The 15,066-nt window shown below is 66.4% G+C and carries 12 protein-coding genes; 7 read left to right on the top strand and 5 right to left on the bottom strand.

All coding sequences use genetic code 11. From position 1 onward, the window contains the following. Positions 1-13: 13 nt before the first annotated feature. On the top strand, positions 14-1,522 hold the full coding sequence (locus DIE23_RS07340; RefSeq protein ID WP_124611496.1) for a PLP-dependent aminotransferase family protein: 1,509 nt from the start codon (positions 14-16) through the stop codon (positions 1,520-1,522). 96 nt (positions 1,523-1,618) lie between these two features. On the opposite strand, the gene DIE23_RS07345 is transcribed toward DIE23_RS07340, so the two are convergent. Further along, positions 1,619-2,455, bottom strand: coding sequence for a DMT family transporter (locus DIE23_RS07345; RefSeq protein WP_124611497.1), 837 nt, complete (start codon positions 2,453-2,455; stop codon positions 1,619-1,621). Positions 2,456-2,570: 115 nt separating this feature from the next. Here DIE23_RS07345 and selD point away from each other — a divergent pair, with 115 nt between their 5' ends. The 3 genes from selD (at position 2,571) to DIE23_RS07360 (ending at position 5,623) form a co-directional block, all read left to right on the top strand. Next, positions 2,571-3,635, top strand: coding sequence for a selenide, water dikinase SelD (selD, locus tag DIE23_RS07350; protein ID WP_082750537.1), 1,065 nt, complete (start codon positions 2,571-2,573; stop codon positions 3,633-3,635). A 71-nt stretch (positions 3,636-3,706) separates the two neighbouring features. Beyond that, on the top strand, positions 3,707-4,297 hold the full coding sequence (locus DIE23_RS07355) for a LysE family translocator (RefSeq protein WP_124611498.1): 591 nt from the start codon (positions 3,707-3,709) through the stop codon (positions 4,295-4,297). 246 nt (positions 4,298-4,543) lie between these two features. Next, on the top strand, positions 4,544-5,623 hold the full coding sequence (locus tag DIE23_RS07360) for a purine nucleoside permease (RefSeq protein WP_059599083.1): 1,080 nt from the start codon (positions 4,544-4,546) through the stop codon (positions 5,621-5,623). Positions 5,624-5,734: 111 nt separating this feature from the next. Here the strand turns inward: DIE23_RS07360 and DIE23_RS07365 are convergent, their stop codons facing one another. From DIE23_RS07365 to ceoR, 4 genes are all read right to left on the bottom strand, one after another. Next, positions 5,735-6,493 carry a hypothetical protein gene (locus DIE23_RS07365; protein WP_124611499.1) on the bottom strand — a complete coding sequence of 253 codons (759 nt, stop codon included), beginning with the start codon at positions 6,491-6,493 and terminating at the stop codon, positions 5,735-5,737. Between the two features lie 13 nt (positions 6,494-6,506). Continuing rightward, positions 6,507-7,118, bottom strand: a complete 612-nt coding sequence (locus DIE23_RS07370) for a M35 family metallo-endopeptidase (protein WP_260435987.1) — start codon at positions 7,116-7,118, stop codon at positions 6,507-6,509. Between the two features lie 675 nt (positions 7,119-7,793). After that, complete coding sequence (locus DIE23_RS07375; RefSeq protein WP_124611500.1) at positions 7,794-8,090, bottom strand: DUF4148 domain-containing protein; 297 nt, start codon at positions 8,088-8,090, stop codon at positions 7,794-7,796. A 418-nt stretch (positions 8,091-8,508) separates the two neighbouring features. Continuing rightward, positions 8,509-9,513, bottom strand: coding sequence for a putative multidrug efflux transcriptional regulator CeoR (gene ceoR, locus DIE23_RS07380; protein ID WP_124611501.1), 1,005 nt, complete (start codon positions 9,511-9,513; stop codon positions 8,509-8,511). A 173-nt stretch (positions 9,514-9,686) separates the two neighbouring features. Between ceoR and DIE23_RS07385 the strand changes: the two genes are divergently transcribed. The 3 genes from DIE23_RS07385 to ceoB are packed head-to-tail and all read left to right on the top strand — an operon-like array spanning position 9,687 to position 15,058. Continuing rightward, positions 9,687-10,547, top strand: a complete 861-nt coding sequence (locus DIE23_RS07385) for an alpha/beta hydrolase (protein WP_124611502.1) — start codon at positions 9,687-9,689, stop codon at positions 10,545-10,547. Positions 10,548-10,578: 31 nt separating this feature from the next. Beyond that, a complete protein-coding gene (gene ceoA, locus DIE23_RS07390; protein ID WP_124611503.1) occupies positions 10,579-11,796 on the top strand; it encodes a multidrug efflux RND transporter periplasmic adaptor subunit CeoA in 1,218 nt (405 codons plus the stop codon). Positions 11,797-11,842: 46 nt separating this feature from the next. Beyond that, a complete protein-coding gene (gene ceoB, locus DIE23_RS07395; RefSeq protein ID WP_124611504.1) occupies positions 11,843-15,058 on the top strand; it encodes a multidrug efflux RND transporter permease subunit CeoB in 3,216 nt (1,071 codons plus the stop codon). Positions 15,059-15,066: the final 8 nt, after the last annotated feature.

A 15,066-nucleotide genomic window follows, 5' to 3' on the forward strand; every position in this document is an offset into this window, starting at 1 on the left:
TCAGGAGCCAATCATGCGCGCAAGCGTGTTGTCGGACTGGCTGGCGCAGCGCCTCGTGCGCGGCGGCGAGCAGCCGATCTACCGGCAGCTGCACCGGCTGCTGCAGCAGGCGATCCTGTCGCGCGAACTGCCGGCCGGCACGCGCGTGCCGTCGTCGCGGCTGCTGGCGGCCGAGCTCGGGATCGCCCGCAACACGGTCACGCAGGTTTACGAACAGCTTGCGCTCGAAGGCTATGTGAACTCGGCGACGGGGCGGGGCACGTTCGTCGCCGACAGCGCGCCGGACGAGATCGTCGGCGTGCCGCCCGACCCGGCCGCCGGCCCGGCGGTGGTGCCATCGTCCGCGCGGCGGCTGTCCACGCGCGGCACGCGGCTCGTCGAGGGTGCGGGCGTGTCGAAGCGCCAGGGCGGCGCGTTCATGCCCGGCGTGCCCGATGTGTCGCGCTTTCCGGCGCGCGTGTGGACGCGGCTGCACAACAAGTACTGGCGGCGCCTGCGCCCGGACCTGCTGACCTACGCGCCGGGCGGCGGGCTCGCGCTGTTGCGCGAGGCGCTGGCCGACTACCTGCGCACGTCGCGTTCGGTGCGCTGCACGCCCGAGCAGATCGTCATCACGACCGGGATCCACCAGTCGATCGACCTCGCGGTGCGGCTCCTGACCGATCCGGGCGACGCGATCTGGACCGAGGACCCGTGCTACTGGGGCGTGCGCAGCGTGCTGAACGTGTCGGGGCTGACCACGCGGCCGATCCCGGTCGACGACGAAGGGATCGCGCCGTCGGCCGCCGATCTCGCGGAGCCGCCGAAGCTGATGCTCGTCACGCCGTCGCACCAGTATCCGCTCGGGATGGTGATGAGCCTCGCGCGGCGCCGGATGCTGCTCGAGTACGCGCGCCAGCACGGCTGCTGGATCATCGAGGACGACTACGACAGCGAATTCCGCTACGGCAGCCGGCCGCTCGCGTCGCTGCAGGGGCTCGATACGGCCGGGCAGGTGATCTATGTCGGCAGCTTCGGCAAGACGCTGTTCCCGGGGTTGCGGGTCGGATATCTCGTCGCGCCGGAACCGCTCGCGGAGAGCTTCGCGACCGCGAGCGCCGAGCTGTATCGCGAGGGTCAGCTGCTGCAGCAGGCGGTGCTCGCCGAGTTCATCGCGGAAGGCCACTTCGTGTCGCATATCCGCAAGATGCGCACGCTGTACGGGCAGCGCCGCGAGGTACTGCTCGATGCAGTCGCGCGCCGCTATGGCGACACGCTGCACGCGCTCGGCAGCGATGCGGGGCTGCATCTCGTCACGCGGCTGCCGAATGGTGTCGACGATCGAGCGGTCGCGCAGGCCGCGCTCGAACGCAACATCGTCGTTCGGCCGCTGTCCGGTTATTACGCGGAGCGTGAACGCGCGGCGTCGGGCTTGCTGCTCGGCTATGCGTGCGTGCCGGAGGACGAGATTCCGACGGCGTTCGCGACGCTGGCCGAGGCGATCGACGAGCGCGCATTCGACAAGGTCGTCGCGACGGTTTGACGGGAACGGGGCGGCAGCATGTACGCTCGGCGAGGCAGGCCGCCGCAGAGGGGGCGAATGATCGTTTTCCCCTTATGGCCTCAATGCTCGCGTGCGTTACAGCCGGATCAACACCGCGCCCGCGACCACCAGCGCGCACGCGGCGAGCCGCTGCGCGCCGGGCCGCTCGCGCATCACGAACCAGCCGATCGCGACCGCGAAGATCGAGCTCGTCTCGCGCAGCGCCGACACGGTCGCGACCGGCAGGTGCCGGTACGCGAGGATCACGATTCCGTACGCAGCGAGCGAGATCGTGCCGGCGATCGCGCCTTGCGCGAGTGCGGTGCGCGAGGCGAGCACCGCGCGCGGGCCCCCGCGCAACGCGCAGACGAGCACGAGCTGCGGCACGCTCCACAGCAGGTACACCCACGCGATGTAGCCGAGCGCGCTGCCGGACACGCGCGAGCCGATCCCGTCGCAGATCGAATACGCGGCGATGAACACGCCGGTGAGCAGCGCGTACGGCACGCCTTCGCCGGAGAACCGGAAGCCGCGCCGCAGCGCGAGCGACATGATGCCGAACGACACGAGCGCGATGCCGGCAAAACCGAACGGCGTCGGCCGCTCGTGCAGCACGGCGAATGCGAGCACCGACACGAGCAGCGGCGACATCCCGCGCGCGATCGGGTAGATCTGCCCGAACTCGCCGCTGCGGTAGGCGCGTGCGAGCGTGAAGCAGTACGCGACCTCGAGCACTGCCGACGCCGCGACGTACGGCCAGGCCGCGGGCGCCGGCGCGGGCAGCAGCGCGACGCTCGCGATGCCGAACGCGAGATACGGCAGCGACATCGTGCCGAGCTGGACGAGCCGGTCCTCGCTGACATGCAGGAACGCGTTCCAGATCGCGTGCAGCAGCGCGGAGCACAGCACGAGGCCGATGAAGAGGTGATCCATCAATGAAGGCGCGGACGAAGGCTGGAACGGGCAAGCGCGGTCAATTATGTGGGTATCGGGCGCGCTCGAGCGGAATTGTCGATAATAGAACGTTGTTATTCACCGGATGCCGACGATGACCGAAGCCACCCTCACCCCGCCCGCCGTTCCGCGCCTCACGAGCCTGTCGCACGGCGGCGGCTGCGGCTGCAAGATCGCGCCGGGCGTGTTGTCCGAGCTGCTGAAGCGGGCGACGCCGCCGGCGCTGTTTCCGGACCTGCTGGTCGGCACCGAGACCTCCGACGACGCGGCCGTCTACCGGCTGAACGACGAGCAGGCGATCGTCGCGACGACCGACTTCTTCATGCCGATCGTCGACGACCCGTTCGACTTCGGCCGCATCGCGGCAACCAACGCGCTGTCCGACGTCTACGCGATGGGCGGCAAGCCGATCCTCGCGCTCGCGCTGGTCGGGATGCCGATCAACGTGCTGCCGCACGAGACGATCGCGGCCGTGCTGCGCGGCGGCGAATCGGTGTGCGCGGATGCCGGCATTCCGGTCGCGGGCGGCCACTCGATCGATTCGGTCGAGCCGATCTACGGGCTCGCGGCGATCGGCGTCGTGCATCCGTCGCGCGTGAAGCGCAACGCGGCTGCGCGGGCGGGCGACGTGCTCGTGCTCGGCAAGCCGCTCGGCGTCGGCGTGCTGTCGGCCGCGCTGAAGAAGAACCAGCTCGATGACGCGGGCTACGCACAGATGGTCGCGACGACCACCAAACTGAACCGGCCGGGCGCCGAACTCGCCGCGCTGCCGGGCGTGCATGCGCTGACCGACGTCACGGGCTTCGGGCTGCTCGGCCATACGCTCGAGCTCGCACGCGGCGCGAACCTCACCGCACGCGTGCATTACGCGTCGCTGCCGTGGCTGGCGGGCGTCGAGGCGTTCGTCGCCGACGGCGTGTTCACCGGCGCATCGGGCCGCAACTGGGCCGCATATGGCGCCGACGTACGGCTTGCCGACGGGCTGCCGACGGTCGCGCAGGCCCTGCTGACCGATCCGCAGACGTCCGGCGGCCTGCTGGTCGCATGCGCGCCGGATGCAGTCGACGACGTGCTCGCGTGCTTCCGCGCCGATGGTTTCGACCGCGCGGCCGTGATCGGCGAGATGGTGGACGGGCCCGCGCGCGTCGACGTCGCCTGACGCGGTTTTTTTACGGCGGATCGCTGTCGGTCGCTAGAATCGATGCCTTCCTTCGAAGGTATCGACGACCGATGAACGATTTCCTGTTCGGGCTGATGATCGCGCTGTCGGTCGGGCCCGTCGCGCTGATGATCGCGAACTACGGGATGCGCGCCGGTACCGCCAGCGGCGTGCGCGCGGCGGTGGGCGTGGCGTCGGCCGACGGCTGCTATGCGGTCGTCGCGTTCACGATCGGTGCGATGCTCGCGAGCACGCTCGCGTCGCACCTGCCGCTGTTCCGTTTCGTCGGCGCACTCGTGTTGCTCGCAATGGGCGCACGCATGCTGTGGCAGGCGCTGAAGGACCGGCGCCGCACGCTGGATGGCGCCGCGCCGCCGCCGGGCACAAGCCCGTTCACGTCGATGTTCTTCGTCACGCTCGCGAATCCGCTGACCATCCTGCTGTTCTATGGCTACGCCACAGCCGCGGCCGGTGCGCATCGGCACTGGCTGCTCGGCGCCGCGTGCGTGTTTGCCGGCAGCCTCACCGGGCAGCTCGTGTTCGCGTTCGGCGGCAGCGCGATCGGGCGCATCGTGAAGTCGCCGCGATGGCTCGTGGCGAGTCATGTCGTGACCGCGCTGGTCGTGCTCGGTTATGGCGTGGCGGGGATGCTCCGTGTTTAGCGGTTCAGGCACCGTCGTCGGTCGCGATCAGTGACGCCAGATGTGGCGATGTCGTACCGATCAACCGAGTAGCATTCCTGATCTTTTGCGTCACGCGGCGTGCGAACCCGGCCCACAAAAATCGCGCTACCGAACACCGCCGGCCGTTTCGTAGTCGGGTTCCGCATCGCGGACGCGCGTTCTATACTCCCTCGCGCAGTCTCCGAGAGCCGTTCTCACCCAACATCACCGAAACAAGGAACGCCGATGCTGACTCGCTCCATCCTTTCCGCAGCTGCATTCTCGCTTGCCGCCTGTGCGACCGCGCCGTCGATCGCGCAGGACAACCAGGGCAACGACGCGGGCAACGCTGCATTCGCCGAGACCGGTGCACAGGGCCGCCCGGTCAAGGTCATGATCATCACGATGTTCGGTCCGGAGGGCCAGGCATGGCTCGACCGGCTCGGCCCGTGGCGCGACATCACCGTGCCCGGCCTGTCGCCGGATTATCCGGCCGTTCACTGCAACAAGCAGGACGTGTGCGTGGTGACGACCGGCATGGGTTACGCGAACGCCTCCGCGACGATCATGGCGCTCACGTTCTCGCAGCGCTTCGACCTGCGCCGCACGTACTTCCTCGTGTCGGGCATCGCGGGCGTCGACCCCGCGCAAGGCACGGTCGGTTCCGCCGCCTGGTCGAAATACCTGGTCGACTTCAGCCTGCAGTGGGAGCTCGATGCGCGCGAGATTCCGGCCGGCTGGAACACCGGTTTTCTCGGCATCAATACGAAGAGCCCGAACGACAAGCCGCCGCTCGACTACCGCACCGAAGTGTTCCAGCTCAACCCGCAGCTGACCGATGCCGCGTATGCGCTGTCGCGCAACGTCGTGCTCGCCGACAGCGCGCAGGCACAGGCCGCACGCGCGAAGTTCACGTATGCGCCGGCGAACCGGCCGCCGACGGTGATCCAGTGCGACACGTCATCGGGCAATACGTGGTTCTCCGGCACGCTGATCGGCGAGCGCGCGCGCCAGTGGACGAAGATCCTGACCGACGGCAAGGGCACCTACTGCATGACCGCGCAGGAAGACAACGCGACGTATGAAGCGCTCAAGCGCGCGGCGAGCGTGAAGCGGGTCGACCTGTCGCGCGTCGCGGTGCTGCGCACGGGCTCCGATTTCGACCGGCCGTATGCGGGGCAGACGAGTGCCGACAACCTGCTGAACTACGCGGACCAGGGCGGCTTCGCCCCGGCGACCGAAAACCTGTACCGCGCGGGCAATCCGCTCGTGCAGGACATCGTCACGCACTGGGGCGAATGGCGCGACGGCGTGCCGCGCCGGTAACGGTGTGGCGACGCGCCGAAGTTATTCCGTCATCCACGCATAGCGGGGCTCCGGGCGCGTCGATATTGCCCGGAGCGATCGGATTGAGGCTTGTGGGAACCGTGCTGAGGATCACGGCCCGGGTTGGGCCAGCTTGAGTTCGATGCGCGTGTATTCGGGGCCCAATAACTGCATGGTCGCCGTTTCGCCGTGCTCGTCCGTCATGCCGATGTATTGCGTTGCACTGGTGCTGATCCGGTAGCAGGTGTGCATCAACGGCTTCCGGTCTCGATCACGAAAAAGCAACGTCTGATTGCGTGTGCGTGCAGTCCAGCGTTCTATCGTCACAAAACGTGCCGGTGCGGGCTCTCGGATGTCGCCGCACGAAAAGCGGATCGAGTCGGGCTCAGGCCCGGGCGTTGCGGGTGTCAGTGCATGACTCGCGACACCCGGTGTACCTGCCGAGTCGCAGAGATATTGACAGCCTGCTGGCGAGCATTTCGGGACGAACTGGATCCAAAGCGGCTTTTTGTCGTCGGGATCGAGCCTGCCGTTCCTGCCCGATACGATTCGCTCGTCGACATAAATGTCATCGGGCGACATGCCGAGTTGCACGAGAAAGGATTTCATCTGCGCACCGCGTTGTCGCGCGAGATGCTTGGGCCGGTTTTCCCAATCGTAGGCGGCCGCGTCGATCGAGGCCGTCGCCCCTTCGCGAGTCCATTCTCGGGCGGTCAGGTAGTGCCTGGCGATGGCGAGCCTGTCGCTATTGGCGATCTCGGTCGAATTCAGTGGCAGTTCGACGCTGTCGGTCAACAAGACCTTGCACGCATCGGCCTGGATCGGAAGTGACAGGAAGGCGCCGAGCATGACGGCGAGGGCATGTCTCATCGGTCGCTCCAGTTCACCGCGCCAGAATGAACCACGCGATGTTGTCCGCGTTGCCGATTGCCATGCTCGGATAGCGTTTGGCGAACTGGGCGCAGGCCCGGCGACCGTATGCCGCCGGGTGATCTCCGGCGTCGAAGGTGTCCGCAAAATGAGCGCATCCGTGAACAATCGTTAGTTGCTGCGAGGAGAGGCTTCCAGCCGATCGCTCTGGTAGCGAGCAGAACGGGAGATTGATGGCGATCGTATGAGTTGCAGTGTCGGGGCGACAGACGTGCGCAACCTCGATGTCGACATTTTCCATGTTCGGCAGACATTCTGTTGCCCGGTCGGCATCGGAACCGACGCGGACGAAGTTCCTTGGGTCGAGGCGAGCCATTATTCTGGCAAGGGCGTCGAGCCCCGTCGTGAGTTTGCGTCGTGTATCCATGTTTGCCGAGCCGAACCACTCGACGACTCGAGCTTCGGTGGCCGGATTCCATCGCATCAGTTCCCGGCGCCGTTGCACTGTGATCTCGACGGCTTCGTCCCGTAATTCAAGCATCCGTTTCCTGAACGCAGAATCCGTCATGTTCGGGCAGATTGGCGGTTCGTCGAGCGATACATCGAGCTGTGGCGACGCATTCATAGGCACGCTCCATAAGGACATCATTTGGAGTGCCGATGCTAAGTGTCCGAAGCGGACCGATGATGCACCCAATTGCGGTCGACGGAACGAGCAAATATTGGGAAGTGTGAAGGAGAGGTGGGAAAGGCCGCGGTTTCTCGTGGCGCACACCTGTTCTTGCGCCTGCTCAACCGGCGTGACGATCGGGATTGAAACAGCTTGGGCCACGGCGGCCAATGAAACATCGGGAATGATGGCGAGCGCGACGCGCCAGAGTTATTGGCCGGTGTCAATCGATGTGACCGTCCCTGATGGGACTCGTCCACCGGATTTACTTCGGAGAACGTTGACAATTGTGTCGCTACGCCCATTGCTGCAACTAACGCACGATACGCCGTACTGGCCGGCGGCATCGCCTCTGGCACAGGACATCGTCACGCACTGGAGCGAATGGCGCGACGGGGTGCCGCGCCGTTGATGGCCGGACGATCCCGTCGACGGGTCAACGCACGGGTCAGTGCGATTGCGGCATGGAACGGAACGGCGTCCACACCGGCGTGGTGTCGTCCCAATGATCGAGCGGCGAAGGAAGTTGATCGTTCATCACAGGCTCCTGCAACTAACTGACTAATCGAGTGTTCGACGGCGGTATCACGACGCCGCGCGGCGGATCATCCGCTGCGCGGCGTTGCACGTTTACCGGCCCGCGCCGGCGAGTTGGTTGCCTTCCGGCGTCGGGCGATACGGGCCTTGCGCGAGTTCGAGCCCTTGCGGATACGAATTCGCCTTGCGCAGCCAGGCCAGCGTGCCGTCGCGGCGGGCCTGCTCGACTTCCGCGCTGACTTCGGCGCGGGTGCGCGGGCCGTTGTTGTGCTGCGTGTACCACGACGTGTTGCCGTAGTCGCCGGCGTGCGGGGTGTTCGTATCGGCGAAGGCCGGTGCGGACACGGCGAGTGCGAGGGCAACGGCGGAGAGAAGGTGGCGGCTGTTCATGGCATGACTCCTGTGTCGATATGAGTTAGCGCTTCAGCGCTTGCTCCGGTCCCATCAAGCGGGATCTGTTCGATGCGCAACGAGGTGCGCGACAGGGTTTACTCTAGGTATCTGTCCGGGCGCGATAAATGCGGCAGACGCGAATTGATTTGTCGTGATGGAGGAACAATCGCGATCCGCACCGTCGGCAGGGGTACTCGAAAATCGTGCACAGCCGCCTGCAGCGGGGCTCGCGGCGATACGACACGGCACGCGCGATCACGCGCATAACCGATTGCCGCACGCGGCGCAAAGGTGTGATGCGGATTCGGGAAAGACGCTGTGCGCGGCGGGGAAGGTGGCACACAGGTGACGCCAATGCGGCACGCAGACGGGACGGCGCGCGAGCCTGACAGCCCGCGCGCCGCGATTCAGACGATCACGCGACCCACTCGTTGATGACCGGCGTGTCGAGTGCCGGCGCGCGCTCGGCTTCCTCGAACGTGCGCTTGCTGCACGTCGCGTCGAGGCTGCCCTTGCCGCTCAGCAGCGGGCAGCGGTCGAACACTTCGGCGATCCAGTCGACGAACACGCGCACCTTGGGCGACAGGTGCCGGCTGTGCGGATACACGACCGAGATCGGCATCGGCAGCGGCTTGATGCCCGGCAGCACTTCCTTGAGTCGGCCTTCGCGCAGGTGCGGCAGCACCATGAACAGCGGCGGCTGGATCAGCCCGAAGCCCTCGACGCCGCAGGTCACGTACGCATCCGCATCGTTGACCGACACGATGCTGTTCATCTTGATCTCGGTTTCCTTGCCGTCGATCAGGAACGACCAGTCGATCGTGCGGCCCGTGCGGCTCGAGAAATAATTGACGGCCTTGTGGTCGCTCAGGTCCTCGATCGTCTGCGGCTCGCCGTGATGTTCGAGATACGACGGCGCGGCCACCGTCACACCTTCGAACAGGCCGACGCGGCGCGCGACGAGCGACGAGTCCTGCAGCGCACCGACGCGGATCACGCAGTCGACGCCTTCCTGCAGCAGGTCGACCGGTCGGTCCGACAGGCCGAGCTGCAGGTCGATGTCCGGATAGCGCGTGTGGAATTCGCACAGCGACGGAATCACGAGCAGCCGCCCGATCGAGCCCGGCATGTCGATACGCAACTTTCCGTGCGGCTTCCGGTTGTTGTTCTGGAAGCTTGCTTCGGTTTCCTCGACATCGGCGAGGATCCGCACGCAGCGTTCGTAGTACGCGGCACCGTCCGGCGTGAGCGACAGCCGGCGCGTGGTCCGGTGCATCAGGCGCACGCCGAGGAATGCTTCGAGATTCTGGATGATCGTCGTGACGGACGCCCGCGGCAGGCTGAGCGTTTCTGCTGCCTTGGTGAAGCTGCTTGTATCGACGACGCGAGTAAACACCTGCATGGCCTGAAGCCGGTCCATCACAACCTCCACGATCTAATGAGCCTCAGGAACAAAGAGGCTGCGCCGCTTTGTAGGCGACGCAGCCTGGGATTGTTCGGGGGCGTTGAATTGTGTTGCCGGATTATAGGCATTTATCCCGATGTCTGCCGGACCCAGAATTCGTTCCATCTCGAAATGGATGCTGCATCGTCATGGACGCTTCTGAATTCAGCAAATTCCTGCAAGCCGCGTTGCCCGCCGAAGCCAGAGCCGGCGCGGCACTGACGGTCGCGGAGGTGGAAATCCCCGGCTACGCGCAGGACATCGCGCTGCGTCTCTACCGGCGCGCGGACAAGACCGGATTGCCGGTAGTGCTTTACTTCCACGGCGGCGGTTTCGTGCGCGGCACGCTCGACGACGCGGACTTCGCCGCGCGCTTTTTAGCAGAACGCTTACCAGCTCTCGTAGTGTCGGTCGATTATTCGCTCGCGCCGGCCTTTCCTTTTCCGGCCGCGCCGGAGGATGCGTATCGCGCCGCCGTATGGGCCGCGACGCGCGCCCGCGCGTTCGGCGGCAATCCGAAGAAGATCGGCGTCGCGGGGCACGATGCGGGCGGCCAGCTCGCGAACTGCCTCGCGTTCATCGCGCGCGATCGCGGCGAAGTGTCGATTGCCGCACAGGCACTGTTCGGGCCGATGCTCGACCCGAGCATGACGCGCATCGGCGACGCCGAACGCCTGTCGTCGGACATCACCGCGCGCGAATGCGCGGCCTGTTATCGCGCCTATCTGCCGCAGGCGGCGCAGCGCATGCACCCGTATGCGGCGCCGCTCGAATCGGTGCGCCTCGCGGGCCTGCCGCCGACGCTCGTCGTCACCGCGCAGAACGACGTGCTGCACGTCGAAGCGGAGAAATATGCGGGCTGCCTGATTTCGTCGGGCGTGCTCACGCAGGTGATCCGCTACCCGGACGTCACGCACGCGGCGCTCGCGACGCACGAAGCCGCGCTCGAGGAAGCCGTGCGCTTCTTCCAGTGCCGCTTCCAGGCGCGCCTGCCGAACCGTTCCGAATAACCAGACCAATCCACGCTTATTGGAGATCCACATGGCCATCCTACGCACCTCCCGTTCCCGAATCGCGACCGCGGCGATCGTGACGCTCGCCGTCGTCGGCCTCGGCACGTTCGGCGCGATGCGCGTGAACGCGAACGCGCCCGAGAAAGCGGCGGCGCCGCTGCCCGAAGTCGACGTCGCGACCGTCGTGCCGCAGACCGTCACCGACTGGCAAGGCTATTCGGGCCGCCTCGAAGCGGTCGAGAAAGTCGACGTGCGCCCGCAGGTGTCGGGCACGATCGTCGCGGTGAACTTCAAGGACGGCGCGCTCGTGAAGAAAGGCGACGTGCTGTTCGTGATCGACCCGCGCCCGTACCAGGCGGAAGTCGATCGCGCGGCCGCGCAACTCGCCGCCGCGCAGGCCCGCAACGGCTACGCGCAGAGCGACTGGCAGCGCGCGCAGCGGCTGATCGGCGACAACGCGATCGCGAAGCGCGACTACGACGAGAAGCAGAACGCCGCGCGCGAGGCGAATGCGAACCTGAAGGCGGCCGACGCCGCGCTGGAAACGGCCCGCATCAACCTCGGCTATACGCGGATCACGGCGCCGGTCTCGGGCCGCGTGTCGCGCGCGGAGATCACGCTCGGCAACGTCGTGTCGGCCGGCGCGTCGGCCGCGCCGCTGACCACGCTGGTGTCGGTGTCGCCGATCTACGCGTCGTTCGACGCGGACGAGCAGACCTACCTGCAATACATCAACGGCGCGCGCAACGGTCGCAAGGTGCCGGTCGAACTCGGCCTCGCGAACGAGTCCGGCTACTCGCGCAGCGGCGAGATCGATTCGGTCGACAACCGGCTCGACACGTCGTCGGGCACGATCCGCGTGCGTGCGCGCTTCGACAATGCGGACGGCACGCTCGTCCCCGGCCTCTACGCCCGCGTGAAGGTGGGCGGTAGCGCACCGCACCAGGCGCTGCTCGTCGACGATGCGGCGATCAACACCGACCAGGACAAGAAGTTCGTGTTCGTCGTCGACCAGCAGGGCCGCGTGTCGTATCGCGAAGTGCAGCAGGGCATGCAGCACGGCAACCGGCGCGTGATCGTGAGCGGCCTTTCCGCCGGCGACCGCGTGATCGTGAACGGCACGCAGCGCGTGCGGCCGGGCGAGCAGGTGAAGCCGCACATGGTCCCGATGACGGGCGGCGATGCGCCGTCAGCGCCGCTCGCGGATAACGCGAAGCCGGCCGCACCGGCGAAGGCGGAATCGTAAGCGGCACGCCGCGACGTTTTCCGCGTTCAACCAGACAGAGCCACACATGAACATTTCCAAATTCTTTATCGACCGGCCGATCTTTGCAGGAGTCCTATCGGTGATCATCCTGCTCGGCGGGGTGATCGCGATGTTCCTGCTGCCGATTTCGGAGTATCCGGAGGTCGTGCCGCCTTCGGTGATCGTGAAGGCGCAGTACCCGGGCGCGAACCCGAAAGTGATCGCCGAGACGGTCGCGTCGCCGCTTGAAGAGCAGATCAACGGCGTCGAGGACATGCTCTACATGCAGTCGCAGGCGAACAGCGACGGCAACATGACGATCACCGTCACGTTCAAGCTCGGCACCGATCCGGACAAGGCCACGCAGCTCGTGCAGAACCGCGTGAACCAGGCGCTGCCGCGCCTGCCGGAGGACGTTCAGCGGCTCGGCATCACCACGGTGAAGAGCTCGCCGACGCTGACGATGGTGGTCCACCTGATCTCGCCGGACAACCGCTACGACATGACCTACCTGCGCAACTACGCGCTGATCAACGTGAAGGATCGCCTGTCGCGGATCCAGGGCGTCGGCCAGGTGCAGCTGTGGGGTTCGGGCGACTACGCGATGCGCGTGTGGCTCGATCCGCAGAAGGTCGCGCAGCGCGGACTGTCCGCCGAGGACGTCGTGCAGGCGATCCGCGAGCAGAACGTGCAGGTCGCGGCCGGCGTGATCGGCGCGTCGCCGTCGCTGCCCGGCACGCCGCTGCAGCTGTCGGTGAACGCGCGCGGCCGCCTGCAGACGGAAGACGAGTTCGGCGACATCGTCGTGAAGACGACGCCGGACGGCGGCGTCACGCGCCTGCGCGACATCGCGCGGATCGAGCTCGACGCGTCCGAGTACGGGCTGCGCTCGCTGCTCGACAACAAGCCGGCCGTCGCGATGGCGATCAACCAGTCGCCGGGCGCGAACTCGCTGCAGATCTCCGACGAAGTGCGCAAGACGATGGCCGAGCTGAAGCAGGACATGCCGGCCGGCGTCGACTACAAGATCGTCTATGACCCGACGCAGTTCGTGCGTTCGTCGATCAAGGCCGTGGTGCACACGCTGCTCGAGGCGATCGCGCTGGTCGTGATCGTCGTGATCGTGTTCCTGCAGACCTGGCGCGCGTCGCTGATTCCGCTGATCGCGGTGCCGGTGTCGATCATCGGCACGTTCTCGCTGCTGCTCGGCTTTGGTTATTCGATCAATGCGTTGTCGCTGTTCGGGATGGTGCTCGCGATCGGTATCGTGGTCGACGATGCGATCGTGGTCGTCGAGAACGTCGAGCGCAACATCGAAAGCGGGATGAACGCACGGCAGGCGACCTACAAGGCGATGCAGGAAGTGAGCGGGCCGATCATCGCGATCGCGCTGACGCTCGTCGCCGTGTTCGTGCCGCTCGCGTTCATGTCGGGCCTGACCGGCCAGTTCTACAAGCAGTTCGCGATGACGATCGCGATCTCGACGGTGATCTCGGCGTTCAACTCGCTGACGCTGTCGCCGGCGCTGTCCGCGATCCTGCTGAAGGGGCATGGCGACAAGGAGGACTGGCTCACGCGCGTGATGAACCGCGTGCTCGGCGGCTTCTTCAGGCGCTTCAACAAGGTGTTCCATCGCGGCGCGGAGAACTACGGCCGCGGCGTGCGCGGCGTGCTGTCGCGCAAGACGCTGATGCTCGGCGTGTACCTCGTGCTGGTGGGCGCGACCGTGCTCGTGTCGAAGGTCGTGCCGGGCGGCTTCGTGCCCGCGCAGGACAAGGAATACCTGATCGCGTTCGCGCAGCTGCCGAACGGCGCGTCGCTCGACCGCACCGAGAAGGTGATTCGCGACATGGGCTCGATCGCGCTGAAGCAGCCGGGTGTCGAGAGCGCGGTCGCGTTCCCGGGGCTGTCGGTGAACGGCTTCACCAACAGCTCGAGCGCGGGCATCGTGTTCGTCACGCTGAAGCCGTTCTCGGAACGGCACGGCAAGGCGCTGTCGGCCGGTGCGATCGCCGGTGCGCTGAACCAGCAGTACGGTGCGATCAAGGATTCGTTCGTCGCGGTGTTCCCGCCGCCGCCGGTGCTCGGCCTCGGCACGCTCGGCGGGTTCAAGATGCAGATCGAGGATCGCGGCGCGGTCGGCTACGCGAAGCTGTCGGATGCGACCAACGACTTCATCAAGCGCGCGCAGCAGGCGCCGGAACTGGGCCCGTTGTTTACGAGCTACCAGATCAACGTGCCGCAGTTGAACGTCGATCTCGACCGCGTGAAGGCGAAGCAGCTTGGCGTGCCGGTCACCGACGTGTTCAACACGATGCAGGTGTATCTCGGCTCGTTGTACGTGAACGACTTCAACCGCTTCGGACGCGTGTATCAGGTGCGCGTGCAGGCCGATGCGCCGTTCCGTCAGCGCGCGGACGACATCCTGCAGCTGAAGACGCGCAACGACCGTGGCGAGATGGTGCCGCTGTCGTCGCTCGTCACGGTGACGCCGACGTTCGGCCCGGAAATGGTCGTGCGCTACAACGGCTACACGGCGGCCGACATCAACGGCGGCCCGGCACCGGGCTTCTCGTCGGGGCAGGCGCAGGCCGCGATCGAACGCATCGCGCATGAAACGCTGCCGCGCGGCGTGCGGTTCGAATGGACCGACCTCACGTACCAGCAGATCCTCGCGGGCGATTCGGCGATGTGGGTGTTCCCGATCAGCGTGCTGCTCGTGTTCCTCGTGCTCGCCGCGCTGTATGAAAGCCTGACGCTGCCGCTCGCGGTGATCCTGATCGTGCCGATGAGCATTTTGTCGGCGCTGACGGGCGTGTGGCTCACGCAGGGCGACAACAACATCTTCACGCAGATCGGCTTGATGGTGCTGGTGGGGCTGTCCGCGAAGAACGCGATCCTGATCGTCGAATTCGCACGCGAACTCGAGCATGACGGCAGGACGCCGCTCGAGGCCGCGATCGAGGCGAGCCGGCTGCGGCTGCGCCCGATCCTGATGACGTCGATCGCATTCATCATGGGCGTCGTGCCGCTCGTCACGTCGACGGGCGCGGGCTCGGAGATGCGGCATGCGATGGGTATCGCGGTGTTCTTCGGGATGCTCGGCGTGACGCTGTTCGGGCTGATGCTGACGCCGGTGTTCTACGTCGTGCTGCGTACGCTGGCGGGCGGCAAGATCCACGTCGCCGGCAAGGACTCGGCAGGCTATGGCGTGTCGCCGTCAGGCGTGCCGGCTTCCGGCGTGCCGGCTACGGATGCTTGAGGAAAACA

The organism is Burkholderia sp. Bp9143 (assembly GCF_003853645.1).
Classification (GTDB): Bacteria; Pseudomonadota; Gammaproteobacteria; order Burkholderiales; family Burkholderiaceae; genus Burkholderia.